The sequence below is a fragment of the Thioalkalivibrio sp. ALE30 genome, assembly GCF_000377465.1.
In the GTDB taxonomy this organism is placed as follows: Bacteria; Pseudomonadota; Gammaproteobacteria; order Ectothiorhodospirales; family Ectothiorhodospiraceae; genus Thioalkalivibrio.
The window spans coordinates 90875-116092 of record NZ_KB898170.1; the positions used below are offsets into that span (position 1 = coordinate 90875).

Consider the following 25218-nt stretch of genomic DNA (forward strand, 5'->3'; position numbering starts at 1 on the left):
TACAGGATCACCGGGGCTACATGCCTATGGAAACCGGATACGCCAGGGAGACAGGTGGCCGCGCCGAGCAGCAGGATGCGGTGACCGTGCTGCACGGTCCCGACGGGCAAACTGCGTTGCTGCTGGTGGCCGATGGCATGGGCGGCCACGAGGGCGGGGCGCAAGCGTCGCAGACGGCCGTGGCGACGGCCGAACGCCTGTGGAATCGCTGCGCGGGGCGGACCGCGGATGGCCCTACCCTGCTGGAGAGCCTGTTCCACGAGACCCATGCGGCCCTGCTGGAACAAGGCGGCGCCGATCCAGCCCAGCGTCCCGGAACCACACTGGTGGCCCTGTACGTTACGCCGGACTCGGCCTGCTGGGCCCATTGCGGCGACAGCCGCCTGTATCACATCGAGGGCGACCGCCTGCAGGGCCGCACGCGCGACCACACACGGGTGCAGCAGCTGGTCGACCAGGGGGTGATCCGCGAGGCGGAGATGGCCACGCACCCGGAGCAGAATCGCTTGCTGCAGGGTCTGGGCGTGGTCGATCCCATACAGGTCGACCATGACGCGGCGCCCGTGACCGCCCAGACCCGCTTCCTGCTGTGTTCCGACGGCTTCTGGGAACAGTTCGCGCCGGACGCGATCGTCGAACTGCTGGACCATCCCGATCTGGGCACCGCGACCACCGAGGCGGCCCGCGAGGCGGCGCGGCGCGCCGGGCCCGGCGGCGACAACGTGGCGCTCGCCACCTGGCGGGCGGCGCGACCCCGTGGCCGATTCTGGCGCCGGCACCTGAAGGCCCGTATCCAGCCGACGCTGGCGCTGTTGCTGCTGCTCGCCGCGGCGCTGGCGATCCTGCTGTGGCCGCTGGACTGATGCCGATCGTATACTCCGGGCGCCGCACCGCGCCCGAACCGAAGATCTTGCCATGACGCAGTTCCGCACCCTGCCTTTACGCCTCGTTCTGCTCGCCGCACTGGCCGGGCTGCTGCCCGGTTGCGCGCAGTTGCAGGGGGTATTCAACCCGGATGCGGAGGCCGAGGAAGAAACGGCGTTTGCGGAACCCCCCGCGCCCGAACCGGCAGCGGAAGAACCGGAGATCGAACGTCTGGAGATCGCCGAGATCGTGCAGCTCCTGCAGCGCGGCGAGATGGGCCGGGCAGAGGTCGCGCTCGACCGGATCCTCGCGGACGAGCCGCGGAACCACGCCGCCCGTCATCTGCGCGAGCAGCTTTCCGGGGATCCGCGGGCCATGCTCGGCGAGGCGCATTTCGAGCACACGGTGGAACCCGGTGAGACCCTGGCCCGACTGGCCCGCGAACACCTGGGGGATGCCAACCGCTTCGTGATCCTCGCGCGGTACAACGACCTCGAGCGCCCGGACCGATTGCTGGTCGGGCAGCGGCTGCGCATCCCCCGAGACGCATCGGATCTGCCACGCGGCACCAGCGACCTGGACGATCAGCTGACCGCGCTGGATCCGGATGCCGCCCCCGGGGTGGGCGAGGACGGCCTGCGCCGGGCCCTTGAGGCCGACCTGGCTGCGGAGCGTTACGGCGCGGCTCTGGAGGTCGTGGAGCGGGCCCGGCAGCACCCCGAGGCGGAGACGCAGTGGGCCGACTGGCTGGAGCCCCTGGCGCGCGAGGCCGAAACGGGCTACTGGTACCAGCGCGGTCTGGAGGCCCGGTCAGCCGGGGACACCGCAGAGGCGCTCAAGGCCTTCGGCGAGGTGCTCGCGCGGGACCCGCAGCATTCCGGCGCCCGCCAGCACCACGCCGAACTGGAGCAACAGCGCAAGGAGGCCCTCCATGCAGAGGCCATCGTGCGCTACCGCAACCAGGACCTGGATACCGCGATCGCGCTGTGGGACGAGGCGCTGGCCATCGACCCCGAGTTCGAGGCGGCCCGCGGGTACCGGCTGCGCGCGCTGGAACTGCAGCGCCGGCTGGACGCCCTCGACGGTTAAGGAAACACTGATCCCTGTACACGCTCGCGCTCGAGTCGCTTTTGCGTGCGTTTAATGCGCGGTGACCGCCATGCAGTCATTCTGCACAAGGGAACCGCAACTCCGTTCGCGACCCGTTTTTGATAGCAACGGGGGGCCGAGCCCCTTCGGGGTTGGTACCCCAGGTTTTCCGATTCTGCGTTGCGCCCCAAATCCATCCAAAACGGGCCGGTAGAACCACTAGCCACTGCGCGACGCGCCTGGTCTCGGAAAACCTGGGGTGCTAACGCGAGCGCGTACAGGGATCAGTGTTTCCTTAGTCGGTTCCGGTCCGTCTCGGGGCCGCCTCGGACGGCAGATCCTCGGGGGCCAGTTCCTGGGTCCGGTCCCCGGCAGATGCGGCGTGGCCGGTGCCGGGTTCGCTCACCCCGTCCGTGCGCCGCTTCATGCGCGCCTCCAGCGAATCCGCCATCGCGTTGTAGGCACTGAAGACACGTTCGAAGTCATCCCGACGCCGGGCCCGGATGCGCGTGTCCAGCCGTCCCTGACCGATCTGGTCCAGAGCCCCGCGCAGGCGGTCCAGGGGTTCCTGCAGGCGCCGGGCCAGGACGTAGGCCCCCAGCAGCACCGCGAGCAACGTGACCAGGGTGAGCATCAGCAGGGCCATGAACGTGGCCTCGTTGGCCGCACGCAGCGACCCGGTGGACAACCCGACCTGGAGCTGGCCGATGTGGTGATCCTGGTAGCGCACCGGGGCCTCGAACAGGAACAGCTCCCCGCCATCCGGCCCGGCCACGGACCACACGGCCTGGCCGTCGCGGCGCTGGAGGAGATGCTCCTCGGGCGGCGGCTGATACGGCTGGCCCATGGCCTCGGGATCGCTGCTGGCCACCACCCGTCCGCGATGGTCCGCCACGCTCAGCAGGGCGATCTCGCGGTTGGCCTGCATGTCGCGCAGGCGGCCCTGGACCGCGATGGTGTCCTCCAGCAGCAGGTCCTCGGCGCTCTCCACCGAGATGATCTGGGCGAGCGTGGAGCCATAGTCGAAGGCCAGGTCGGTCATCACCGCATTCTGCTTCTGGTGGACCAGGGCCCCGCCGACGACCAGCGTGACCGCGACCAGGACCCCCATCACCGCCGCCCAGCGCAACCGCAACGGGACGATGCGGCGGCCCGCCCCGGCCCGTTCACGTTCGCTGCGTTGCTCTTCGATGCGTTCGAGGTCCACCAGCAGTTCGCCCGCCGACTGATAGCGCTGGTCCGGGTCTTTCGCCAGCAGGCGCAATACCAGCTCGACCAGTTCCTGCGGGCAGTCGCGCACGATGACTCGGGGTGACGGTACGGGGTCCCGGACCACCCGGGTCAGCAGCGTCTCGACATCGTGGCCACGAAACGGCGTGGCGCCGGTCAGGAGTTCGTACAGCACCACGCCGACCGAATACAGGTCGGCCCGCGCATCGGTGGGCTGGCCGCGCACCTGCTCCGGGGCCATGTAGTGTGGGGAACCGGCGACATAGCCATCATCGTCGGCCCGCCAGTCGGGATCGCTGAGGGTGCGGGCGATGCCGAAGTCCATCACCTTGATATTGGCCGTGGCGCTGGTGACGATGATGTTTTCCGGCTTGATATCCCGGTGCACCACACCATGCCGGTGCGCGTAATCGAGCGCTTCCACCAGCTGGATGGCGATCTTCAGGACATTGCGCAGCAGCAACGGACGGAACTGGTCGGCAAATTCCGCGAGCGTGATTCCGTCCAGCAGCTCCATCGCGATGAACGGCTGGTGATCCGACTCGCCGACATCGAAGATGGTAACGATACCCGGGTGGGTCAGCGTGCCGGCCGCGCGGGCCTCGGCCAGGAAGCGCCGGCGATACTCGGGGCGGCAGGCGTAGTCGGGCTGCAGGGATTTGATGGCCAGCGGCCGGCGGATGTCCGGGTCGTAACCACGATGGATCACGGCCATCGCACCGCGACCGATCTCCTCGCCGACCCCGTAGCGCCCGATCCGCTGCATGGGGGAGCCGGGCCCGGCCCTCAGGCTGTCTCGAGCAGGATGCGCGCGATCACCGCCAGCACCAGGACCACGACCGCGATACCGAGCCAGCGCCAGCGCGACCGGCGGCCACCACCGGGTCGGGCATCGGAGCCGTCATCGCGGCGGCGGAAGACGAACTCGGCACGCCCGAAACGGACATGGTCGCCGTCCTTCAGCACGGCCTCGTGCACCTTCTCGTCGTTTACCCAGGTCCCGTTGGTGGAGAGCAGGTTGACCACCCGGCACTCGCCCCCGTCGTTGACCAGCCAGGCATGCTGCGAGGACACGCTGCCCTCCTGCAGGACGATGTCGTTGTCCGCCTGGCGACCGACCGAGCGCTTGCCCGGCTTGAGCGTCAGGCGCTGCTGGCCGAAGGGCTCGGAGAGCCCCACCAGCACCGGATGGCCACCGGGCGGGGTCTCCTCGCCGGCGGGATCGGCTACCGCCTCCGGCTCGGGCACGGCCTGCCCCTGAAACAGCATCGTGCCCTGCGGCCCGCTGCGGCCAGCATCCCTGCGTCGTCCCTGATCGCTCATACATCCCCCTGCTTCTCGAGCCGTGACCCGGCCCTGCTCTTCGGGCTTGCACCCGGTCGAGTATGCACGGGCTGCACGCGCCAAAACAACGAATGCGTCACAGCATGAGGCGGCCTGCTATGCTCCGGAGACCCACCCGTCACGACCAGCCAACACGACAAGGAGTCTGAACATGGAACAGGACGCAACCAGCACGGCCGACCTTCGCGCACTGATCGAACCACTCGTTCGCGGGAAGTTCTGGATGCAGCTGATCGGCATCATGCTGATCATCTCCGGCGTACTCACCGCGCTGTCGATCATCGGCATCATCATCGCGTGGATCCCGATCTGGGCCGGCGTGGTTCTGATGCAGGCCGCCGGTGCCTCCCAGCGCGCCTACGAAAGCGGCGACCCCGAGGCGATCAAGTACGCGCTCGGGCGCCTGCGGATCTACTTCACGATCTTCGGTGTGCTGCTGCTGATCTACCTGATCCTGATGGTGCTGGGCATGATCTTCGGGATCGGCGCCGGACTGATGGGTATGGGGGGCATGAGCGGCGCCATGTAGGTACCCTCGCCCGGGGCTCGGGCCAGAAAAGGAGTCAAGGCTTGGATAACACCAGGCGCCCACGGGCCCTCTGGGACCCGCTGCACCGGGAAGACACCGCGGTTCAACAGGCGTTCGACGCCTGGCATCGCCAGGCGCGCATCCCGCAGGTCCGCTATGTCGCGCTGCTGACGGCCCTGATGTACCTCCTGTTCAGCGCCGTCGAACAGTCTGTGGCGGCGGACCTGCACAGCGAACGACTGGTCGCGCATGCGATGCTGGTGCCCGGCCTGCTGCTGGCGGTGGCCGCGATGAGCCTGCGGGCCCCCCTGCAACGGCCGATGTGGGCCCTGCTGATGGTAGCGCCGGTGATCGCGAATGGCGCCAATCTCTATCTGAACACCGGGTCGCCGCAGTTCCTGGTGTTCGCCCCCGAGATCTACCTCAGCATCATGTGGACCTTCGCGATATCGGGCCTGCCGCTGCGCCCGGCCACGATGGCCGCCACCGCCATCGTGGCCCTGGTGATTGTCGCCGCCTTCCGCGATCCCATGCAGGGCGAGCTGATCCAGCTGCATCTCCTGTGGGTGCTGGCCGCCTTCAGCTTCGGCGCGCTGAGTGCCTTCATGCTGGAGCATGCGCGCAAGCACAGCTTCCTGCAGCAACGCCAGCTGGAACGCTCGGCGCAGGTCGACGAGCTGACCTCGCTATGGAACCGCGCCCATATCGAGCGCCTGTTCGAGGCGGAGCGGGCCCGCACCGAGCGCTACGGCGAACCGTTTTCGGTGATCCTGATGGACATCGACCACTTCAAGGCGGTGAACGATACCTGGGGGCACAGTGCCGGTGACCGCGTGCTGCGACAGTTCGCGGACCTGCTGCGCCAGAATCTGCGCGAGGTGGATGCGATCGGCCGGATCGGGGGCGAGGAGTTCTTCGTGCTGCTACCGCAGACGCCCGTCACGCAGGCACAGGGGGTCGCCCGTGACCTGCAGGCCCGTATCAATGCCTTCGACTTCGAGACGGTCGGGCGGCGCACCGCGAGCTTCGGCGTGACCGAATACCGGCCGGGTGAAAGCCGGGTCGACACCTTTGATCGTGCCGACCAGGCCCTGTATGCGGCGAAGGAGAACGGCCGCGACCGCATCGAGGTGCGGTAGGGCGTCCTGACCCGGGCCAGCCCCGCTGGCCTACACCTCGCGGTAGATCTTCGCGCCCTTCTCGACGAACTCGACCGCCTTTTCCTGAAGGCCCTTCTTCAGGGCCTCGTCCTCCGAGATGCCCTGGGCCGCGGCGTAGTCGCGCACGTCCTGGGTGATCTTCATCGAGCAGAAGTTCGGGCCGCACATGGAGCAGAAGTGGGCGACCTTGTGCGCATCCTTCGGCAGGGTCTCGTCGTGGAATTCGCGTGCGCGCTCCGGGTCCAGCGCCAGGTTGAACTGGTCCTCCCAGCGGAATTCGAAGCGCGCCTTGCTGAGTGCGTTGTCCTGCAGCTGCGCGCCGGGGAAGCCCTTGGCCAGATCGGCGGCGTGGGCGGCGATCTTGTAGGTGATGATGCCGTCGCGCACGTCCTGCTTGTTCGGCAGGCCCAGATGTTCCTTCGGTGTCACGTAGCAGAGCATCGCGGTGCCGTACCAGCCGATGTTGGCCGCGCCGATGCCGGAGGTGATGTGGTCGTAGGCCGGGGCGATGTCGGTCACCAGCGGGCCGAGGGTGTAGAAGGGCGCCTCGAAGCAGTCCTCCAGCTCCTTGTCGACGTTCTCCTTCACCTTCTGCAGCGGGACATGGCCGGGGCCCTCGATCATCACCTGCACGTCGTGTTCCCAGGCCTTCTGGGTCAGCTCGCCCAGGGTCTCCAGCTCGCCGAACTGGGCGGCGTCGTTGGCGTCGGCCAGACAGCCGGGGCGCAGGCCGTCGCCCAGCGAGAAGGAGACGTCGAACGCCTTCATGATCTCGCAGATCTCGTCGAAGTGGGTGTAGAGGAAGTTCTCCTGGTGATGCGCCAGGCACCACTTGGCCATGATCGAGCCGCCGCGGGAGACGATGCCGGTCACCCGGTCGGCGGTCAGCGGCACGTACTGCAGGCGCACGCCGGCGTGGATGGTGAAGTAGTCCACACCCTGTTCGGCCTGCTCGATCAGGGTGTCGCGGAACAGCTCCCAGGTCAGGTCCTCGGGCTTGCCGTCGACCTTCTCCAGCGCCTGGTAGATCGGCACGGTGCCGATCGGCACCGGCGAGTTGCGCAGGATCCACTCGCGGGTCTCGTGGATGTTCTTGCCGGTGGACAGGTCCATCAGGGTGTCGCCGCCCCAGCGCGCGGACCACACGAGCTTCTCCACCTCCTCCTCGATCGAGGAGGTGACCGCGGAGTTGCCGATGTTGGTGTTCACCTTCACCCGGAAGTTGCGGCCGATGATCATCGGCTCGAGTTCCGGGTGGTTGATGTTGGCGGGGATAATCGCGCGGCCGCGGGCGATCTCCTCGCGCACGAACTCGGGGGTAATCTCCTCGGGGATGGAGGCCCCGAAGGACTCCCCGGCGTGCTGCCGCAGCAACTTCTGGTAGCGCGGGTCGGCGCGCAGCGCCTCGAGGCGGTTGTTCTCGCGGATCGCGACGAACTCCATTTCCGGGGTAATGATGCCCTTCCGGGCGTAGTGCATCTGCGAGACGTTCGCGCCGGCCTTCGCGCGGCGCGGCGGGCGGATGTGCTCGAAGCGCAGGCGGGCCAGCTCCGGGTCGGCGGCGCGGGCGCGGCCGTACTCCGAGCTCGGGCCGTCCAGCCACTCGGTGTCCGCGCGTTCGTCGATCCACGGGCCGCGCAGGTCCGCCAGGCCCCGGTGCAGGTCGATGCTCGCCTCGGGGTCGGTGTAGGGGCCGGAGGTGTCGTACACCGGGATCGGCGGGTTCTCCTCGGGCGTGCCGGAGGTCATCGTCGGCGTCTGCGCGACCTCGCGATACGGCACGCGGATGTCCGCGCGCGACCCCTCGACGTAGCGCTTCTCGGAGTTCGGGAACGGGCGGGTGACCTCCGCGGAGACCTCGGCGGTCTTGCGGGCAAACGACTCGGGGATGGCGCTCATGATCGGACCTCTGCTGTCGCGTGAGGCGAAGGGAGCGCGGGCAGGGCGATCGCGGGGGCAGGGACCCCGGGTACAGCAGACCGTTGACCGAGCTTCCCTCCGCCGGTGTTAACCGGTTCAGGTTCAAGGGGACTCTCTCAGCCCGCATCCACGGCGGGCACCCCCAGCTCTGATCCAAGAGTCTAGCGCAGAACGGCGGCCTCGACACGAACAAGTCCGCGCGGGCCACGGTGTTTTGCGTTAGATTATGGCTTTGTGACAACCTTCGCGCCGCCATGTCCCCCAAGAACTTCGTCTTCGAGCTGTTTGGCCGTTCCCCGGTGCGCCCGCTGCAGGCGCACATGGAGAAGATCCGCGCCTGCATCGCCGAGCTCCCCCCGTTCATGGAGGCCATGGCGCGCGATGACTGGGAGACCGCGCGCGAGCAGCAGCGCAAGATCGCGAAGCTGGAGCGCGAGGCCGACCGCCTGAAGAAGGACCTGCGGCTGCACCTGCCCAAGGGCATGATGCTGGCGATGTCGCGCCGCGACGTGCTGGATACCCTGCTGATCCAGGATCGCATCGCCAACATGGCGAAGGACATCGCCGGGCTGATGCTGGGCCGCCAGATGCAGTTCCCCGACAACATGCGGGAACCGATCAAGCGTTTCCTCGACCGCAGCGTGGATGCGGTCGATCAGGCCGGTCGGGCGATCAACGAACTGGACGAACTGGTGGAGGCGGGTTTCCGCGGACACGAGGTCGAGGTCGTCAACGGCATCCTTACCGAACTGGACCAGATCGAGCACGAATCCGACGAGGCCCAGCGCGAGGTGCGCGAGATCCTGTTCGCCCAGGAGGCGGAGCTGCCCCCGGTTAACGTGATCTTCATGTACCGCGTGATCGACTCGATCGGCGAGCTGGCCGACCTGGCCCAGCGTGTAGGCAGCCGCCTGCAACTGATGCTGGCGAAGTAACAGGCCATACCAAGTAAGGAACCGAGGACCGCATGGAATACAGCACCCTGTTGCTCGGCCTTGCAGTGATCTTCGGCCTGTTCATGGCCTGGGGCATCGGCGCCAATGACGTCGCCAATGCGATGGGTACCTCGGTCGGCTCGCGCGCGCTGACCATCCGCCAGGCGGTCTTTGTCGCCGCGATCTTCGTATTCTCCGGGGCCTGGCTCGCCGGCGGCGAGGTCACCCAGACCATCCGCAGCGGGATGGTCGACTCCAGCCTGATGGCGGACAACCCCGAACTGCTCGTGTACGGGATGCTGGCCGCGCTGGCCGCAGCCGGAACATGGCTGCTCGTGGCCTCCTACTTCGGCTGGCCGGTCTCCACGACCCACTCCATCATCGGCGCGATCGTCGGCTTTGCCGTGGTGGGGCTGGGGTTCGAGGTGGTGCGCTGGGAGCGCGTCGGGACCATTGCGATGTCCTGGGTGGTCTCGCCCATGGTCGGCGGCATGATTGCGTTTGCCCTGTTCCGCAGTGTGCAGATCCTGATCCTGGACACCGTCGATCCGCTGAAGAACGCCAAGCGCTGGGCCCCGCTATACATCTTCCTGACGGCCTTCGTCACCGCCCTGGTCACGATGTTCAAGGGGCTGACCCATGTCGGGCTGGATCTGACGACGCTGCAGGCCTATGGCTTCGCCATTCTGATCAGCGCGGTGGTGGTCGTGCTCGGGATGATGGCGATCCGCCGCCTGCGCTTCGACGACCCCACGGGCGTGGGCGAAGAGGGCTCCCATTTTGCCAATGTCGAGAAGGTGTTCGGCGTCCAGATGGTGGTGACCGGCTGCGCGATGGCCTTCGCCCTGGGCTCCAACGACGTCGCCAATGCGGTGGGGCCGCTAGCCGCGGTCGTGGACGTGATCCAGACCGGCGATGTGAGCACCGAGACGGTCGTGCCGATGTGGGTGCTGCTGCTGGGCGGGTTCGGGATCGTCTTCGGCCTGTTCACCTACGGCCACAAGGTCATCGCGACCGTCGGCACCGGCATTACCCAGCTCACGCCCAGTCGTGGCTATGCGGCCACGGCCGCGGCGGCGGCGACCGTGGTGCTGGCCTCGGGCACCGGCTTGCCGATCTCCACCACGCACACCCTGGTCGGCGCGATCCTCGGGGTGGGCCTGGCGCGCGGGATCGCCGCGATCAACCTGGGGCTGGTGCGGATGATCTTCCTGTCCTGGATCGTGACCCTGCCGGCCGGGGCCATCCTCGCGGTGGTCTACTTCTACATCCTGCGCGGCATCCTCGGGTAAGCTCGGGGCAATCATTCCACACCCCGCACGCATTCCGTCCGGTCAGGACGAACAACTCAGCTGGATGCCGCTGGCCCACGCCGGGGGCAGATCGGCATAGGCCTCGAACTCGGGCTGCTCGTCGAACGGCCGGGCGAGAATCCGCTGCAGGCGCAGCACCTCGGAGGGATCACCGGCCTCGGCCCGCTCGATTGCGGCCTGCGCCAGGTGGTTGCGCAGGATGTACTTCGGGTTGACCGCGTTCATCGCCGCCCGGCGGGCATCCGCCGCCCGGGCTTCCTGCGCCAGGCGTGCCTGGTAGCGCGACCACCATGCCTGCCAGGCGGCCCGATCCTCCAGTTCCGATTCCAGCTGCGCGCGCGTCTCCGCCTGCTCCAGATCCGGCAACTGGCGGAAAAATCGGGTGTAGTCCACGCCCTCGGCCGCCATGCGGGCCAGCAGGTCCTGGATCAGGGCCTCGTCGCCTTCCTGCGCCGCCTGCAGGCCGAGTTTCGCCCGCATGCGCGCGAGCCAGGCACGGCGGTACTGCGGCTGGAAATCCTCCAGCAAGGCCTTGGCGCGCTCGATCGCCGCCTCCCGGGTAGGGTCGGCGAAGTAAATCACCAGGGTCTCGGCCAGGCGGATCAGGTTCCACTGCGCGATCTGCGGCTGCTGATCGAAGGCGTAGCGCCCGCCCTGGTCGGTGTGGTTGCAGATGTAGCTGGGGTCGAAGGCATCCATGAAGGCGAACGGACCATAGTCGATGGTCAGCCCGGCCAGACTCATGTTGTCGGTGTTCATCACCCCGTGACAAAACCCGATGGCCTGCCAGTCCGCGATCATCTCCGCGGTGCGTCCAATCACCGCCTCCAGCATCGCAGCCACCGGATCTTCGGCATCCACCAGCTCCGGATAGTCGTGCGCCAGGGCATAGTCGATCAGCTCCTGCAGGCGCGCGCTGTAGCCGTTGTAGTGGAAGTACTCGAAATGGCCGAAGCGGAGGAAGGACGGCGCCGCCCGCAGCACGATGGCCCCCGGTTCGATGCGCTCGCGATAGACCCGCAGACTGGAACCAAACAGCGCCACGGCCCGCGTGGTAGGCACACCCAGCGCCGCCATCGCCTCGGAGACCAGGTACTCGCGCACCGAGGACCTGACAACCGCACGACCGTCCGCCCCTCGCGAGTACCGGGTTGGTCCAGCCCCCTTGACCTGCAGTTCCCAGGTCTCGCCCCGGGCAGTTCGGACCTCGCCGAGCAGCTTGGCGCGACCATCCCCCAACTGTGGCACGAATACTCCGAACTGATGACCGGCATACACCGATGCCAGGGGTTCGGCGCCCGGCAGCTCGCTCCCCCGGGTACAGGCCCCCAACCACGGATCGCGCTCCAACGCGGCCGGGTCCAGGTCCAGGCGATCGCACATGTCGGGACTTGCGGCCAGGCAGTTGGCGCCGGGAAACGGGGCCGGGGCGGGCCGGTCATAAAAGGCCTCCGGCAACCGGGCGAAGCGGTTGATCCACTCCAGTTCCGTTTCGGGGAGGTCAGATTGTGCAGGGTCGTGGACCGACATGGGGCAGCTCGGCAGGTTGCGGTGTCAGGGGTTATCATGCGCGTCGCAACGACCCCGGTTCAGGAACCCACGGCGGTCGCACGTTCATTCCCCGGCCGGGGCCCGTGGCCACCGGCCGTCCGCATGCATCCCGGAGGCAAGCCCCGTGTCCGAACAAGACAACCCCAAGCCGCAGAACCTGAAGACCAGCGAACGCCTGGTGTGGCTCGGCTTCATGCTGTTCTTCGTGGTCGTGCTGGCGATCTACATCGCCCGCGGCAACGGTCTGGAACAGGATCTGTCGGAGGCCAACCGCGACCTGCTGCAGGCGCAGATGCAACTGCAGCAGTACACCCGCCACGAAGTGCCGCGCCCGGTGGAACTGGGTCTGACCAACGCCCACATCCAGGACCTGCAACGCCGCGGCATGGTGCGCCCGAATGAGCGCCTGGCCGACGACCTGATGCCGCAGACCGACCTGATCCCCCACGAGGCCCCGGCGGGCGAGGAATACGCCTTCCGCCGCGACGGCATCCACGTACTCAACCACCAATGGGTGCTGGCGAACTTCGAGGGTGACTCCGCGCATGGCCAGTTGCTGCTGGCCTACGAGGTCGTCCACGGCAACGTGCACTGGGAAGTGCTGGAGTCCACGCTGGATCGCAGGTAAGGCTCGCGGCGAACGGGGTCGCGCTCTCCCCGTGTCCGTCCGGCAAGGCCCTCTGCGTCAGGTATCCGCGCGGGCCAGCGCGGCCAGGTGTTCGCGCGCCGCTGCGGCCTGGCGGCGGACCTGGTCCGGGGCGGTCCCCCCGGTGAGGTTGCGCGCCGCCGCCGAGCCCTCCGGCGTCAGCACCGCGAAGACATCCTCGCCCACCGCCGGGCTGATCGCCTGCAGCTCTGCCAGCGGCAGCTCCGCCAGATCCACCCCGCGTTCCTGGGCGATGCGCACCGCCCGGCCGACCACCTCGTGGGCGTCGCGGAAGGCCACGCCCCGTCCGACCAGGTAGTCCGCCAGGTCGGTCGCGGTGGCAAAGCCCTTGCGGGTCGCGGCCAGGGTGTTCTCCCGCCGCACCTCGAGGTTCGGCACCATGTCGCCGAAGGCGCGCAGCGACCCGAGCAGGGTATCGACCGTGTCGAACAAAGGCTCCTTGTCCTCCTGGTTGTCCTTGTTGTAGGCCAGCGGCTGGCTCTTCATCAGGGTCAGCAGGGACATCAGGTGGCCATAGACGCGGCCGGTCTTTCCGCGCACCAGCTCGGGCACGTCCGGGTTCTTCTTCTGCGGCATGATCGAGGAACCGGTGCAGTAGCGGTCCGGTAGCTCGATGAAGGCGAACTGGGCGCTGGTCCACAGCACCAGCTCCTCGGCCTGGCGCGACAGGTGCATCATCAGGGTCGCCGCGGCCGCGGTGAATTCGATGGCGAAATCACGATCGGAGACGGCGTCCAGGGAGTTGCGGGTCACGCCATCAAAGCCCAGCAAGTCGGCCGTGTATTCGCGATCCAGCGGATACGGCGTACCGGCCAGCGCGGCCGCGCCCAGCGGCAGGATGTTCACCCGACGACGCGCGTCACGCAGGCGCTCGGCATCGCGCTCCAGCATCTCGTACCAGGCCAGCATGTGGTGGCCGAAGGTGACCGGCTGCGCGGTCTGCAGGTGGGTGAAGCCCGGCATCACCGTCTCCGCCTCGCGTTCGGCCAGGGCGACCAGACCGTCCTGGTAGCCGCGGATCAGGCGCAGGATGTCGTCGATGCTCGCACGCAGCCACAGCCGGATGTCGGTGGCGATCTGGTCATTGCGCGAGCGCCCGGTGTGCAGCTTCTTGCCGACGTCACCGATACGCTCGATCAGCCGTGCCTCGATGTTCATGTGCACGTCCTCGCGCCCGACCTGCCAGTCGAACGCACCGGCGGCGATCTCGTCGCGGATCGCGTCCAGCCCCTCGAGGATCTGCGCGGCCTCGGCGTCGGTCAGCACCCCGACCTTCGCCAGCATGCGTGCATGGGCCTGGGAGCCCTGGATGTCCTCGCGATACAGACGGCGGTCGAACGCCACCGAGGCGGTGAAGCGCTCGACGAAGGCATCGGTCGGCTCGGAGAAGCGTCCGCCCCACAGCTTGGCCTCGCCGGAGGCGGCGGGTGTGGCGGCTGGCTTGTCGTGCGGGGAATCCTGCGTCATGGTGCTTCCTGAAGGGACTTGGAAAGACACGGAAGTATACGGGCACAAAGGGGGGGTGAACATGGCACGACCACGTCCCCGGAACGAGGCCCGGTACCAGGGGAGCAACTGACGCATGGCCCAGGGGGACTCCGCCAGGCAGACCAACGGGGAGCTGTCGCCGCTGCCGGACTTCTGCAGCGCGGAGACCCTGCTGCGGGTGCTGATGGTCGCCGTGCTGCTGGCGCTGGCGATCGCCCTGCTGCGCGGCGGGGGGCAGGACTGGCTGTCGGCCCTGGCGCTGCACGCCCTGTTCATCTTCTGGGTGGCGCTGACCAGCCTTCTGATCCTGTGCGCCCTGAAGCGCCCGCTGCACCGGCTCCCCCTGACCGCCCAGATCGTGCTGCCGCCGCTGGTGCCCATCGCCAACACGGCCATCGTCTATCGTCTGGCGGAGGAGCTGGTGCTGGCCGACCCGGCCCTGCGCTGGCCGGTGATCGGTGTGGCGACCATCCTCAGCCTGGTGGCGATGCACTACCTCTACCTGCAGGCGGCCTGGCAGCGCGAGACCCGGGCCGTGGCCGCGGCCCGCGAACAGGCGATGCGCGCCCGCCTGCGCCCGCACTTTCTCTACAACAGCATGAACACCATCGCCGGCCTGTGCCGCAGTGACCCGGAACGGGCGGAGCAGATCACCCTGGATCTGGCGGACCTGTTCCGCGCCACCTTCGCAACCGGGGACCGCCACTCGCTGCGCGAGGAGCTGGAGCTGGTCCGCGCCTTCCTCGGGATCGAGCAGACCCGCTTCGGCGAACGCCTGGAACTGGACTGGGACTGTCCCGACCATGCCGGACTGGACGTGCCGGTGCCCACGCTGTTCCTGCAGCCGCTCGCGGAGAACGCCATCCAGCACGGGATCGCCCCGGCGCGCGGCGCGGGCCGCATCTGGGTACGCTGCCGCATGGACTCGGGCCGGGTGACGCTGATCCTCGGCAACAGCGTGGACGCGCAGGCCCGCGGCGAGGGTACCGGGACCGGCACCGAGGCCGTGCGGCTGCGACTGCAGCATGCCTTCGGTGAACGGGTACACTTCGAAACCGAGGGGGGCGACGGGGCGTTCGAGGTCCGCATCCGGCTGCCCCTCGCGACCCGGGAGGGAACCCCATGAACGACCGCCCACTGGACTTGCTGGTCGCCGACGATGAACCCATCGCCCGCCAGCGCCTGAGCGCTCTGGCCCGGGAGCTGGGGCATCGTGTGGTGGCAGAGGCCGCGCACGCCGGTGAGGTCGAGACGCGCCTGCGAGACCACACGCCGGATGCCCTGCTGCTGGACATCGACATGCCCGGCGAAACCGGGCTGGAGCTCGCGCGGCGCCTGCATGCCGCCGACCCGGGGCTGACCGTGATCCTGGTCACCGCCCATGATCGCTTCCCGCTGGAGGCCTTCGAGGCGGGGGTGCGCGACTATGTGCTGAAGCCGGTACGCCGCGAACGACTGGACCAGGCGCTGCAGCGCGCGGTGCAACAGAAGCAGGGGCGGGTCGAAACCTTTCCCAACGAGGTGCACATCACGGTGGGTCGGCGCGAGGAGCGCGTCCCGCTGGAGCGGGTCGATATCTTCATCGCCGAGGGCGGCTACGTGATGGCGCGTTCCGCGCGCCTGGCGGGTTTTGTGGATGGCCGCCTGCGGGATCTGGAGAGTCTCTACGGCCCGGCGCTGTTGCGGGTGCACCGCGGCTGCCTGGCGGTGAAGGCGTCGATCAAGGGGATCGAAACCCTCGGACCTACCGACAACCGCCTGTTGTTCCACGACGACCTGGACCCGATGCCGATCAGCCGCCGCCAGCTCCCGCGGGTGCGCGAGTACCTGCGCAACGGCACCTGACTACCTGGCCCGCCCCGGACATCCGGCGGATCAAGGCCGGGGAAACGCGCGGGATTCGGGGCCGACCGCCATGATCGTTATACTAGTGCGTTTTGAACGCCCGGCCGCCTGCGCCGTGGCTCGCCCGGACAACCCATGAAGCCTGTACGCATCGCCACCCGAAAGAGCCCGCTTGCCATGTGGCAGGCGGAACATGTCGCCGCCCGCCTGCGCGCCCGCGAACCCGAGCGTCCGGTCGAACTGGTCGGCATGACCACCCAGGGCGACCGCGTGCTGGACTCGCCGCTGGCCCGGATCGGCGGCAAGGGGTTGTTCGTGAAGGAGCTGGAGATCGCGCTGCTGGAGGACCGCGCCGACATCGCGGTGCACTCGGTGAAGGACGTACCGATGGAGCTCCCGGAGCAGCTGGAACTCCCCGTGATCCTGGACCGCGAAGACCCGCATGATGCGTTCGTGTCCAACCGCTACGCCCATGTCGACGAGCTGCCGCAGGGCGCGCGGGTGGGCTCCTCCAGCCTGCGCCGCCAGTGCCAGCTGCGGGCCCGGCGGCCGGACCTGGAGGTGCGCGACCTGCGCGGCAACGTGAACACGCGCCTGGGCAAGCTGGATGCCGGCGAGTACGACGCGATCCTGCTGGCCGCGGCCGGGCTCAAGCGCCTCGGGTTCGACGAACGCATCCGCTCCTGCCTGGAGCCGGACGTCAGCCTCCCGGCGGTCGGCCAGGGGGCCATCGCCATCGAATGCCGCGCGGGCGACCGCGCGATCGGCGACCTGATTGCGCCTCTCAACGACCCCGACACCGCCGACCGCGTGCGTGCCGAACGCGCCTTCAACCGCCGTCTGGAGGGCGGCTGCCAGGTGCCGCTGGCGGCCCATGCCACGCTGGACGGTGACCAGCTGCACCTGGACGGACTGGTGGGCGCGGTGGATGGCAGCCGCCTGCTGCGCCGCCAGGTGGACGGGCCGCGCGGCGAGGCCGAGGCCCTGGGGATTCGCCTCGCGGACATGCTGCTGGAACTGGGGGCGGGTGAACTGCTCGCGGCCGCCCACCGCGAACACGGCCAGGACACGAAGGGGTAGACGCATGACCGCATCCGCAGACGAGAACGCCGTGGCCACCGAGGGTCAGGGTCCGCTGGCCGGCCTCGGCATCCTGGTGACCCGCCCGGCCGCCCAGGCCGAGCCCTTTTGCGAGGCGCTGGCGGCGGAGGCCGCAACGGTGATCCGTTTCCCCGTGCTGGAGATCCTGGCCCCCAGCGACCCCACCAACCTGCGCGAGATCCTGGAGCGGCTGGACCGCTTCGACATCGCGGTGTTCATCAGCCCGAACGCGGTGCAGCGCGTACTCAACCTGGCACTGGCGGAGCGCGACTGGCCGGCGACCACGCAGATCGCCGCCATCGGTAACCGCACCGCGCAGGAGCTGAAGGGCTTCGGTCGCCCGGCGGATATCCTGCCCCCGCGGCGTTTCGACAGCGAGGCGCTGTTGGCGCAGGAGGCCATGCAGGACGTGGCCGGCAAGCGCGTGGTGATCTTCCGCGGGGACGGCGGGCGCGAGCTGCTGGGCGACACGCTGAAGGAACGCGGCGCCGAGGTGACCTTTGCCGAGGCCTACCGCCGCGGACGCCCCGAGGGCGATACCGGCGAACTGATGTATTCCTTCTCGCGCGGGCAGATCGACATCATCACCATCACCAGTGGCGAGGGCCTGCGCAACCTCTACGAGATGGTCGGCAAGCTGGGCCGCATGTGGCTGCGCAAGACCCCGCTGGTGGTCGGCAGCGAGCGCATCGCCGAGATCGCGCGGGAACTCGGCTTCAAGGCCGCGGTGGAAACCGCCGAGGACCCCACCGACACCGCCATGCTGGCCGCCGTCCACCGCCTGGCAGACCAACTACGCACGGACCGCACCTGATCATCCACCACGACAAGAGCCTTTCACAGGAAGACTGGAAGATCGGAAGGTTCTACAGCTTGGGCGTTGACCAAACGATCAACGCCTTGCAAGCACCAGCGTCAGGGAACTCTCTGATGCCGCCAAGAAATCTTCCTTCTTCGCGTCTTCCTGTTCAGGCTTTTCGCCCTTGAATTTCTTCGTGCCTTCGTGCGCTTCGTGGTGAACAAGCCCTGCGAACGCCGGCGGGTTTACTCGGCCGGGGTGGCGGGCTCGAAGCTGTCGTAGTAGAGCTGCTCCGGCGGCAGGCCGGCGGCGCGGAAGGCCTCGCGGGCGGCGTGGATCATGGCCGGAGGCCCGGCCATGTAGACGTCGAAGCCGGACAGGTCCGGATATTCAGCGAGCACCGCGTCGTGCGGCCAGCCGCTGACCGCGGCAAAACCGGCGGCCGTCTCGGCCGGGGTATCGGACAGGACCGGCGTGAAGCGGAAATGCTCGGCGTGTTCGTCCGTCATTCGGGTGAGCCAGTCCGGGGCATAGATGCCCTCCGCCCCGCGCGCGCCCCAGAACAGGTGGTGCGCCCGATCCAGCCCCTCCGCGGCCAGGTGATCGAGCATGCCCTTCAGAGGACCGAAACCGGTGCCGCCGCCGACGAACAGGCGCGGCCTCGGCGATTCCTCGTCGACGAAGAAACTGCCGAGCGGGCCCTCGATGCGCAGCAGGGCCTTGGGCTTGAGCTCCTCGAACACCATGGTGGAGAAACGCCCGCCCGGCATCTGCCGCACGTGTAGAACCAGCTGGGCATCGTCATGCGGGGCGTTGGCGAGCGAGTAGCTGCGGCGGTCGCCGCCCTTCAGCAGCACGTCCAGATACTGCCCGGCCAGGAACTGCAGGCGTTCGGTGGCCGGTAGCTGCAGGCGCAGCTCCATCACATCGTCCGCGAGGCGGTTCAGCTCCGCCACACGGCACGGCAGGGTCTTGACGACGATATCCCGGGCGGCGCCGATCTCGCGCACCTCGATCTCCAGATCGTCCACCGGCACGGCCTGGCAGAACAGGGCCATGCCGTCGGCCAGTTCGGCGTCGGTGATGCCCTGCGGCCGGGTCGGTCCGTGATCGACTTCGCCCTGCAGGACCCGCCCCTTGCAGGAGCCGCAGGCGCCATTGCGGCAGCCGTAGGGAAACGCATAGCCCTGGCGCAGGGCGGCCTCGAGGACGGTCTCGTCGTCCTCGACCTCGAACACGTGGCCACTGGGCTGAATGGTGACATCGAACGCCATGGAAACCCCCGGTCGCGGAAAGCCGATCATTCTCGCCAGTAGCAAGCGGAACGCAAGCAACCGCAATCCCGCCGGGTGGCCCGGATGGAGATCTCGCGGAAACCAGCCCTGGGGGTTTCGCCCCGCGAGCGGGTTGGGCAGAATCGGATACGTTCCACAAAAACGACAAGGGAATGCCATGCGTCATTTGCTGATTGCGGCCGGGGCCGGCCTGCTGCTCGCGACAGGCTGTGCCTCCAACGAAACCCGTTCCACCGATGCCAGCGACCGCGCGGCGGAGGCCGAGGCCGACGCCCCGGCCGCGACCGCGGATGTCCCGGCGGACGCACCGGTGATCCGGGTCGCCCATTCGGTGCCCTACAGTGCCGATGCCACCATCGCCAGCAATATCCGTCAGGAGTGCAACCTGGAGGAACAGTTCTCCGAGTTCATCGCCCACTATGGCGCCGACCAGGGCCTGCGCTTCGAACGCGAGGCGAGCGTCGACCCCTCCGCCGGGGGTCAGGTACTGGTGGTGGAACTGACCGACGCGGTCAGTGGCGGCAATGCCTGGATCGGCCATCGCAAGGTCACCGAGGCCGCCGGCACGCTCTACAGCGATGGTGAGGAAGAGGCCAGCTTTACCTCGCGGCGCTTCTCCGGTGGCGGTGCGTTTGGAGGCTTCAAGGGGTCGTGCTCGGTGCTCGGCCGCACGGTACAGGCGATGGGCCGCGATATCGCGACCTGGTCGGCGGCGCCGGAGGATGGCGCCCACCTGGGCGACTAGTCGCAGGCGGCGGGAGCCCGCGCAACCCGCGGGCCTGGTGCGTCGTCCGTCACCCGCTGCATCCAGTCGACCAGACGGGTGGCGGTGGTCGGCCAGTCCGGGGCGTGCAGGAGCAGGTGCGGCCAGTGCGGTTCGGTCCAGACCTCCGCCCGATGCCCGGGGTGCGCGCGGGCGGCGGCGCATACCGAGGGTTTCAGGATCGTCCCGTCCTGCTCGCCCCACAAATAGACTACCGGGACCGTCACGTGGTGGATGTAATCGGTGGCGTACTGCGCGAGCCAGACCACGCCGGCATAGGTATCCAACCGCACTCGGCGGATGACCTGCGGGTCGTTGGCGAATCGCTCCACCGCGGCGGGGTCCAGGCTGTCGGCGTAGTCGGGGTCGATGGTGAGCGTCAGGCCCCCGGCCAGGGTCTCGCCGGTGCGCACCGCGGCGTCCCAGAACCCGCGCGCGGGTATGCCGCCACGCAGGCCCGGGGCCACCGCGATCACGCCGGCGACATCGAGTTCCGGATACGTCGCGAGGCTCGCCAGTGCGGCCGAGCCCCCCATGCTCTCCCCCAGCAGGAAGACGGGCCGGTCCGGATCCTCCGCGCGGGCGGCATGGACCATCGCAACCACATCCTCGATCACGGGCTGCATCCCGGGCCAGCGCCCATGCGGCTCGCTGGCGCCATGCCCGCGCTGATCCAGGGCGTGAACGCTGTACCCGCGTTCGGCCAGCCACGGACCGAGGGAGGCATACGCCCCGGCATGGTCGCGGAAGCTGTGCAGGGCGATCACGACCGCGGCCGGGGCATCGGCCGGCCAGTGGCGGATGCGGTCGGGCGCAATCGCGGTCGCGGTGGGGGTTTGCTCTGCAGGGGTTGAGTCCGCCCGCATCGAGTCACGCTCCGGGACGGCGGCACAGCCGGCCAGGGCCAGCAGCACGCCCGGCAGCAGCCAGCCACCGGCCCGGACAGCGCGGCGGCTCACGCGTCATAACCCCAGGTCATCCCAGATCTCGTCAACCCGGCGTTTCACCGCCTCGTCCATGGCGATTGGCCGCCCCCATTCGCGATCCGTCTCGCCCGGCCACTTGGAGGTGGCGTCCATGCCCATCTTCGATCCGAGCCCGGACACCGGGGAGGCGAAGTCCAGGTAGTCGATCGGGGTGTTTTCCACCAGCGTGGTATCCCGCGCCGGGTCCATGCGCGTGGTGATGGCCCAGATCACGTCATTCCATTCGCGGGTGTTCACATCGTCATCGACCACGATCACGAACTTGGTGTACATGAACTGACGCAGGAACGACCACACGCCCATCATCACGCGCTTGGCATGGCCCGGGTACTGCTTGCGCATGGAGACTACGGCAAGGCGGTAGGAGCAACCCTCGGGGGGCAGGTAGAAGTCCACGATCTCCGGGAACTGCTTCTGCAGGATCGGGATAAAGACCTCGTTCAGGGCCACGCCGAGGACGGCGGGTTCATCCGGGGGGCGGCCGGTGTAGGTGGAGTGATAGATCGGGTCGTCGCGGTGGGTAATCCGGTCAATGGTGAACACCGGGAACTCGTCGACCTCGTTGTAGTAGCCGGTATGGTCGCCGAACGGGCCTTCGGGCGCGGTGTCGCCCGGGTGGATATGGCCCTCCAGCACGAACTCGGCCGACGCCGGCACCTCGAGGTCGGAACCCATGCAACGGGTAACCTCCGTACGGCTGCCACGCAGCAGGCCGGCAAAGGCATATTCCGACAGGGTGTCGGGCACCGGGGTGACCGCGCCGAGGATGGTGGCGGGGTCGGCGCCCAGGGCTACGGCAATCGGGAACGGCTCGCCGGGATGGGCGCGGGTCCACTCCTGGAAATCCAGCGCGCCGCCACGATGCGACAGCCAGCGCATGATCACCCGGTTGCGACCGATCACCTGCTGGCGATAGATGCCCAGGTTCTGGCGTGACTTCTCGGGGCCGCGCGTAACCACCAGGCCCCAGGTGATCAGGGGCCCGGCGTCCCCGGGCCAGCAGGTCTGCACCGGGAGGGTCGACAGGTCGACCGCGTCGCCTTCGATCACATGGCGCTGGCAGGCGGCCCCGCGGGTCTTCTTCGGGGCCATGTCCAGGACCTTGCGGAAGACCGGCAACTGCTCCCAGGCGGCCTTCAACCCCTTGGGCGGATCCGGCTGTTTGAGGAAGGCGAGCAGACGTCCCACCTCACGCAAAGCCTCGACCGAGTCCTCGCCCATACCCATGGCCACCCGCTCGGGAGTACCGAAGAGATTGGCCAGAACCGGGATGTCGGATCCGGTGGGGTTCTCGAACAACAAGGCCGGGCCGCCGGCGCGCAAGACGCGGTCGGCGATCTCGGTCATCTCGAGGTTCGGGTCCACCTCGCGGGTGATGCGACGCAGCTCGCCGCGCTGTTCGAGGCCGTCGATGAAATCACGCAGATCCTTGTACTTCACGGGTCGCTCCCAGTGGTCAGGCGGGCCGGTGAGTGGTCTCGGCTAGTCGGAGAATTCCGCCCAGACCGGGGCATGGTCGGAAGGACGCTCCCAGGAGCGCGGTTCGCGATCGATGCCGGCGGCCTGCAGGCGCGCCTGCAGTGGCGCGCTGGCCAGGACCAGGTCGATCCGCAGGCCGCGGTTGCGGCGGAACGACGCGGCGCGATAGTCGAACCAGGAGAACTCCGCCTCCGGCTGGTCGAAGGCGCGGAAGGTATCGACCAGGCCCAGACCGGTGAGGGCTGCCAGGGCCTCGCGTTCGGGCGTGGAGCAGAGGATGCGTTCGTGCCAGGCCTCGGGGTCGTGGACATCACGATCGTCGGGGGCAATGTTGAAGTCGCCCAGAACCACCAGATTCGGATGCCGAGCGATCTCGTCGGCCAGCCAGTCGCGCATGCGTGCCAGCCAGTCGAGCTTGTAGGCGTATTTCTCGGTGCCAACGTTCTCGCCATTGACCACGTACAGGTTGACCACGCGGATGTCGCCGATGGTGGCGGCCAGGATACGGCGCTGGGCATCCTCGAGCCCGGGCGGATCGGTGACGAACTCGGTCGCCTCGGTGCGCGACAGGATCGCCACGCCGTTGTAGGTCTTCTGGCCCGAGTACACCACCTGGTAGCCGGCGTCCTGAATGGCGGACACGGGGAAGTTCTCGTCGGTCAGCTTGGTTTCCTGCAGCGCCAGGATGTCGGTGCGCGAGCTCGAGAGCCACTCGAGCACCTGCGGCAGGCGAACCTTCAGCGAATTGACGTTCCAGCTGGCGATCTTCACGCGGCGTCCTCCAGGCCGCTGTGGCGCAACAGGGCATCGATCTGGGGATCACGACCCCGGAACGCCCGGAAGGAATCAGCGGCGGGCCGCGAGGCTCCCGCCTCGAGGATCTCGTGCAGGTAGGCGGCGCCGACTTCCGGGGAGAACAGGCCTTCTTCCTCGAAGCGGCCAAAGGCATCCGCGGACAGGACCTCGGCCCACTTGTAGCTGTAATAGCCAGCGGCATAGCCGCCGGCGAAGATGTGGCCAAAGCCGTGGGCGAAGCGGTTGAATTCCGGCGGATGCACCACCGCGATCTCTTCCCGAACCGCCTCCAGCAGGTGCTGGATGGCGGCCGCGTCGCCCGGGGGCGGACCGGCGTGCAGGCGCATATCGAACAGGGAAAACTCGACCTGGCGCAGCAGCTGCAGGGCGGCATGGAAGTGACGCGTGCCCAGAAGACGCTGGTAGAGGTCCTCGGGCATCGCCTCCCCGGTCTCGTGGTGACGGGCAAACAGGTCCAGGGCCTCGCGCTCCCAGCACCAGTTCTCCATGAACTGGCTGGGGAGTTCCACCGCATCCCACTCGACCCCGTTGATGCCGGCGATGTCCGGTTCGTCGACGCGGGTCAGCATGTGGTGGAGTCCATGCCCGAATTCGTGGAACAGGGTGATCACCTCGTCATGGGTGAACAGGGCGGCCTTGCCGTCCACCGGAGGGGTGGAGTTGCAGGTCATGTACGCGACCGGCAGTTGGGCGCGATCACCCGAGACAAAGCGGTTGCGGCAGACATCCATCCAGGCGCCCCCGCGCTTGTTCTTGCGGGCGTAGAGATCGAAGTAGAAGCCGGCGCGTTCCGCGCCTTTCGCGTCAAAAATACGGTAGAAGCGGACATCATCATGCCAGGTCTCGACGCTGTCGTCGGGCTCGAAGCGGACCTGGAACAGGCGCTGGACCAGGCCGAACAGGCCGTTCACGGCCTGGTCGGCGGGGAAATAGGGCTTCAGCATCTCCTGACTCAGGCCCAGGCGCCGTTCGCGCATCTTCTCCGCGGCGAAGGCCATGTCCCAGGCCTCCAGCGTCTCCAGATCGAGCTCGTCCCGCGCAAAGCTCTGCAATTCCTCGAGGTCGCGTTCCGCCCGGGGGCGTGCGCGGTGGGCAAGATCCAGCAGGAACCCTTCGACCTGTTCGGCGCTGGTGGCCATCTTGGTCGCCAGCGAACGCTCGGCATAGTGGGCGAAGCCCGTCAGATCTGCCTTTTCCGCGCGCAGCTGCAGGATCTCGACCATGATCTCGGAGTTGTCATGGTTGCCGGCCCCCGGCCCGCGGTCGGAGGCTCGCGTGGTGAAGGCCTCATAAACCCGGTAACGCAGCTCGCGATCCTCGGCATGGGTCATCACCGCGAGGTAACTCGGGATGTCGAGGGTGACGACGAAGCCCGACTGATCATGGTCGCGGGCGTTCTGGGCCAGCATGGCGCGATCCGACTCGGGGATGCCCGCCAGGGCCGCGGGATCATCGGTCTGCCAGGTCCACGCCTGGGTGGCATCGAGCACATTCTCCTCGAAACGAGCAGTGAGCTCGGACAACCGGGCGTTGATCGCGCGCAGCCGGTCGCGCTGGGGCTCGGGAAGGTCCACGCCGCTGAGATGAAAATCGCGCAGCATGTCGTCCAGGACCTTGCGCCGGGGGGCCGGGAGATCTCCATATTCGTCGCTGTCGGCCAGGGCACGGACGGCGCGGTACAGTCCCTGATGCTGCGAAACCCAGCTGCCATAGTCGGAAAGCAGGGGCAGGCTGGCGTTGTAGGCCTCGCGGATCGCGGGGCCGTTCATCACCGCGTTCAGGTGTCCGACCGGGGACCAGACGGCATCCAGACGGGCGTCCAGTTCCTGCAGCGGCCGGATCAGCGAATCCCAGCTCGGGTGATCCCCGGCCGCTTCCACCAGTCGGTCGATCTCGGTTCGGTTCTCGACCAGCACGGTTTCCACCGCCGGCAGCACGTGTTCGGGTTCGATGGAGCGGAAGGCGGGCAGCCGGTCGGTCTGCAGCAGGGGATTGGACACGGTCTCTCCAGGGGTCGGGTGAGCCAGGGTCGCGCGAACCGGTC

Annotated in this window: 22 protein-coding genes and 1 riboswitch; of the genes, 12 read left to right on the plus strand and 10 right to left on the minus strand. The window is 68.2% G+C overall.

Going from position 1 to position 25218, the window contains the following annotated elements; all coding sequences use genetic code 11:
• The first annotated feature begins 26 nt into the window (after positions 1–26).
• Both D107_RS0105340 and D107_RS0105345 read left to right on the plus strand, forming a co-directional pair.
• Positions 27–863 carry a PP2C family serine/threonine-protein phosphatase gene (locus tag D107_RS0105340; RefSeq protein WP_018880933.1) on the plus strand — a complete coding sequence of 279 codons (837 nt, stop codon included), beginning with the start codon at positions 27–29 and terminating at the stop codon, positions 861–863.
• Positions 864–915: 52 nt separating this feature from the next.
• Positions 916–1953 (plus strand): LysM peptidoglycan-binding domain-containing protein, encoded by a 1038-nt coding sequence (locus D107_RS0105345; protein ID WP_018880934.1) that lies wholly within the window; start codon positions 916–918, stop codon positions 1951–1953.
• A gap of 295 nt (positions 1954–2248) precedes the next feature.
• Here the strand turns inward: D107_RS0105345 and D107_RS0105350 are convergent, their stop codons facing one another.
• Both D107_RS0105350 and D107_RS0105355 read right to left on the minus strand, forming a co-directional pair.
• A complete protein-coding gene (locus D107_RS0105350; RefSeq protein WP_018880935.1) occupies positions 2249–3949 on the minus strand; it encodes a protein kinase in 1701 nt (566 codons plus the stop codon).
• 20 nt (positions 3950–3969) lie between these two features.
• A complete protein-coding gene (locus tag D107_RS0105355) occupies positions 3970–4452 on the minus strand; it encodes an FHA domain-containing protein (RefSeq protein ID WP_018867585.1) in 483 nt (160 codons plus the stop codon).
• 226 nt (positions 4453–4678) lie between these two features.
• On the opposite strand from D107_RS0105355, the gene D107_RS0105360 reads away from it, so the two are divergent.
• On the plus strand, positions 4679–5056 hold the full coding sequence (locus D107_RS0105360) for a DUF5362 family protein (RefSeq protein WP_018876807.1): 378 nt from the start codon (positions 4679–4681) through the stop codon (positions 5054–5056).
• 41 nt (positions 5057–5097) lie between these two features.
• The gene (locus D107_RS0105365; RefSeq protein WP_018879284.1) at positions 5098–6195 is read left to right on the plus strand and encodes a diguanylate cyclase; all 1098 of its coding nucleotides are present in this window, start codon (positions 5098–5100) and stop codon (positions 6193–6195) included.
• A 30-nt stretch (positions 6196–6225) separates the two neighbouring features.
• Here the strand turns inward: D107_RS0105365 and thiC are convergent, their stop codons facing one another.
• The gene (gene thiC / locus D107_RS0105370) at positions 6226–8115 is read right to left on the minus strand and encodes a phosphomethylpyrimidine synthase ThiC (RefSeq protein ID WP_018880936.1); all 1890 of its coding nucleotides are present in this window, start codon (positions 8113–8115) and stop codon (positions 6226–6228) included.
• 77 nt (positions 8116–8192) lie between these two features.
• Positions 8193–8290, minus strand: a riboswitch (TPP riboswitch).
• Between the two features lie 100 nt (positions 8291–8390).
• On the opposite strand from thiC, the gene D107_RS0105375 reads away from it, so the two are divergent.
• Complete coding sequence (locus D107_RS0105375) at positions 8391–9071, plus strand: TIGR00153 family protein (RefSeq protein WP_018867589.1); 681 nt, start codon at positions 8391–8393, stop codon at positions 9069–9071.
• 32 nt (positions 9072–9103) lie between these two features.
• Entirely contained in the window at positions 9104–10363 is a 1260-nt protein-coding gene (locus D107_RS0105380) for an inorganic phosphate transporter (protein ID WP_018879281.1), read from the plus strand.
• A 42-nt stretch (positions 10364–10405) separates the two neighbouring features.
• Here D107_RS0105380 and D107_RS0105385 read toward each other — a convergent pair whose 3' ends face one another.
• Positions 10406–11914, minus strand: a complete 1509-nt coding sequence (locus D107_RS0105385; protein WP_018880937.1) for a YdiU family protein — start codon at positions 11912–11914, stop codon at positions 10406–10408.
• A gap of 145 nt (positions 11915–12059) precedes the next feature.
• Between D107_RS0105385 and D107_RS0105390 the strand changes: the two genes are divergently transcribed.
• Positions 12060–12563, plus strand: a complete 504-nt coding sequence (locus tag D107_RS0105390; protein ID WP_018867592.1) for a hypothetical protein — start codon at positions 12060–12062, stop codon at positions 12561–12563.
• A gap of 57 nt (positions 12564–12620) precedes the next feature.
• Here the strand turns inward: D107_RS0105390 and argH are convergent, their stop codons facing one another.
• On the minus strand, positions 12621–14069 hold the full coding sequence (argH, locus tag D107_RS0105395; RefSeq protein WP_018867593.1) for an argininosuccinate lyase: 1449 nt from the start codon (positions 14067–14069) through the stop codon (positions 12621–12623).
• Positions 14070–14184: 115 nt separating this feature from the next.
• On the opposite strand from argH, the gene D107_RS0105400 reads away from it, so the two are divergent.
• From D107_RS0105400 to D107_RS0105415, 4 genes are all read left to right on the plus strand, one after another.
• On the plus strand, positions 14185–15216 hold the full coding sequence (locus D107_RS0105400) for a sensor histidine kinase (protein ID WP_018880938.1): 1032 nt from the start codon (positions 14185–14187) through the stop codon (positions 15214–15216).
• Positions 15213–15935 carry a LytTR family DNA-binding domain-containing protein gene (locus tag D107_RS0105405; protein WP_018879277.1) on the plus strand — a complete coding sequence of 241 codons (723 nt, stop codon included), beginning with the start codon at positions 15213–15215 and terminating at the stop codon, positions 15933–15935. The genes D107_RS0105400 and D107_RS0105405 overlap by 4 nt, the downstream gene beginning before the upstream one ends.
• 135 nt (positions 15936–16070) lie before the next feature.
• Positions 16071–17015, plus strand: a complete 945-nt coding sequence (gene hemC / locus D107_RS0105410) for a hydroxymethylbilane synthase (RefSeq protein ID WP_081618404.1) — start codon at positions 16071–16073, stop codon at positions 17013–17015.
• 4 nt (positions 17016–17019) lie between these two features.
• Entirely contained in the window at positions 17020–17850 is an 831-nt protein-coding gene (locus tag D107_RS0105415; RefSeq protein WP_018867597.1) for a uroporphyrinogen-III synthase, read from the plus strand.
• Positions 17851–18080: 230 nt separating this feature from the next.
• On the opposite strand, the gene D107_RS0105420 is transcribed toward D107_RS0105415, so the two are convergent.
• Positions 18081–19109, minus strand: coding sequence for a CDP-6-deoxy-delta-3,4-glucoseen reductase (locus tag D107_RS0105420; RefSeq protein ID WP_018880939.1), 1029 nt, complete (start codon positions 19107–19109; stop codon positions 18081–18083).
• Positions 19110–19287: 178 nt separating this feature from the next.
• Between D107_RS0105420 and D107_RS0105425 the strand changes: the two genes are divergently transcribed.
• Positions 19288–19875: a hypothetical protein gene (locus D107_RS0105425; protein ID WP_018880940.1), complete on the plus strand. Its 588-nt coding sequence runs from the start codon at positions 19288–19290 to the stop codon at positions 19873–19875.
• On the opposite strand, the gene D107_RS0105430 is transcribed toward D107_RS0105425, so the two are convergent.
• Genes D107_RS0105430 through D107_RS0105445 form a run of 4 tightly spaced genes read right to left on the minus strand, consistent with a single transcriptional unit; the run spans position 19872 to position 25174 of the window.
• Positions 19872–20852: an alpha/beta fold hydrolase gene (locus D107_RS0105430; protein ID WP_018879273.1), complete on the minus strand. Its 981-nt coding sequence runs from the start codon at positions 20850–20852 to the stop codon at positions 19872–19874. The genes D107_RS0105425 and D107_RS0105430 overlap by 4 nt on opposite strands.
• Before the next feature lie 3 nt (positions 20853–20855).
• Entirely contained in the window at positions 20856–22319 is a 1464-nt protein-coding gene (ubiD, locus tag D107_RS0105435) for a 4-hydroxy-3-polyprenylbenzoate decarboxylase (RefSeq protein WP_018867601.1), read from the minus strand.
• Positions 22320–22361: 42 nt separating this feature from the next.
• Positions 22362–23129: an exodeoxyribonuclease III gene (gene xth, locus D107_RS0105440; protein ID WP_018880941.1), complete on the minus strand. Its 768-nt coding sequence runs from the start codon at positions 23127–23129 to the stop codon at positions 22362–22364.
• Positions 23126–25174 carry a M3 family metallopeptidase gene (locus D107_RS0105445; protein ID WP_018880942.1) on the minus strand — a complete coding sequence of 683 codons (2049 nt, stop codon included), beginning with the start codon at positions 25172–25174 and terminating at the stop codon, positions 23126–23128. Before D107_RS0105445 ends, xth begins: the two co-directional genes overlap by 4 nt.
• Positions 25175–25218 lie beyond the last annotated feature (44 nt).

Bases quoted from the DNA above. Each gene is read 5' to 3' on its own strand.
- D107_RS0105340 (WP_018880933.1), top strand. From the start codon at position 27: ATGGAAACCGGATACGCCAGGGAGACAGGTGGCCGCGCCGAGCAGCAG.
- D107_RS0105345 (WP_018880934.1), top strand. From the start codon at position 916: ATGACGCAGTTCCGCACCCTGCCTTTACGCCTCGTTCTGCTCGCCGCA.
- D107_RS0105350 (WP_018880935.1), bottom strand. From the start codon at position 3,949: ATGCAGCGGATCGGGCGCTACGGGGTCGGCGAGGAGATCGGTCGCGGT.
- D107_RS0105355 (WP_018867585.1), bottom strand. From the start codon at position 4,452: ATGCTGTTTCAGGGGCAGGCCGTGCCCGAGCCGGAGGCGGTAGCCGAT.
- D107_RS0105360 (WP_018876807.1), top strand. From the start codon at position 4,679: ATGGAACAGGACGCAACCAGCACGGCCGACCTTCGCGCACTGATCGAA.
- thiC (WP_018880936.1), bottom strand. From the start codon at position 8,115: ATGAGCGCCATCCCCGAGTCGTTTGCCCGCAAGACCGCCGAGGTCTCC.
- D107_RS0105375 (WP_018867589.1), top strand. From the start codon at position 8,391: ATGTCCCCCAAGAACTTCGTCTTCGAGCTGTTTGGCCGTTCCCCGGTG.
- D107_RS0105380 (WP_018879281.1), top strand. From the start codon at position 9,104: ATGGAATACAGCACCCTGTTGCTCGGCCTTGCAGTGATCTTCGGCCTG.
- D107_RS0105385 (WP_018880937.1), bottom strand. From the start codon at position 11,914: ATGTCGGTCCACGACCCTGCACAATCTGACCTCCCCGAAACGGAACTG.
- argH (WP_018867593.1), bottom strand. From the start codon at position 14,069: ATGACGCAGGATTCCCCGCACGACAAGCCAGCCGCCACACCCGCCGCC.
- D107_RS0105400 (WP_018880938.1), top strand. From the start codon at position 14,185: ATGGCCCAGGGGGACTCCGCCAGGCAGACCAACGGGGAGCTGTCGCCG.
- D107_RS0105405 (WP_018879277.1), top strand. From the start codon at position 15,213: ATGAACGACCGCCCACTGGACTTGCTGGTCGCCGACGATGAACCCATC.
- hemC (WP_081618404.1), top strand. From the start codon at position 16,071: ATGAAGCCTGTACGCATCGCCACCCGAAAGAGCCCGCTTGCCATGTGG.
- D107_RS0105415 (WP_018867597.1), top strand. From the start codon at position 17,020: ATGACCGCATCCGCAGACGAGAACGCCGTGGCCACCGAGGGTCAGGGT.
- D107_RS0105420 (WP_018880939.1), bottom strand. From the start codon at position 19,109: ATGGCGTTCGATGTCACCATTCAGCCCAGTGGCCACGTGTTCGAGGTC.
- D107_RS0105425 (WP_018880940.1), top strand. From the start codon at position 19,288: ATGCGTCATTTGCTGATTGCGGCCGGGGCCGGCCTGCTGCTCGCGACA.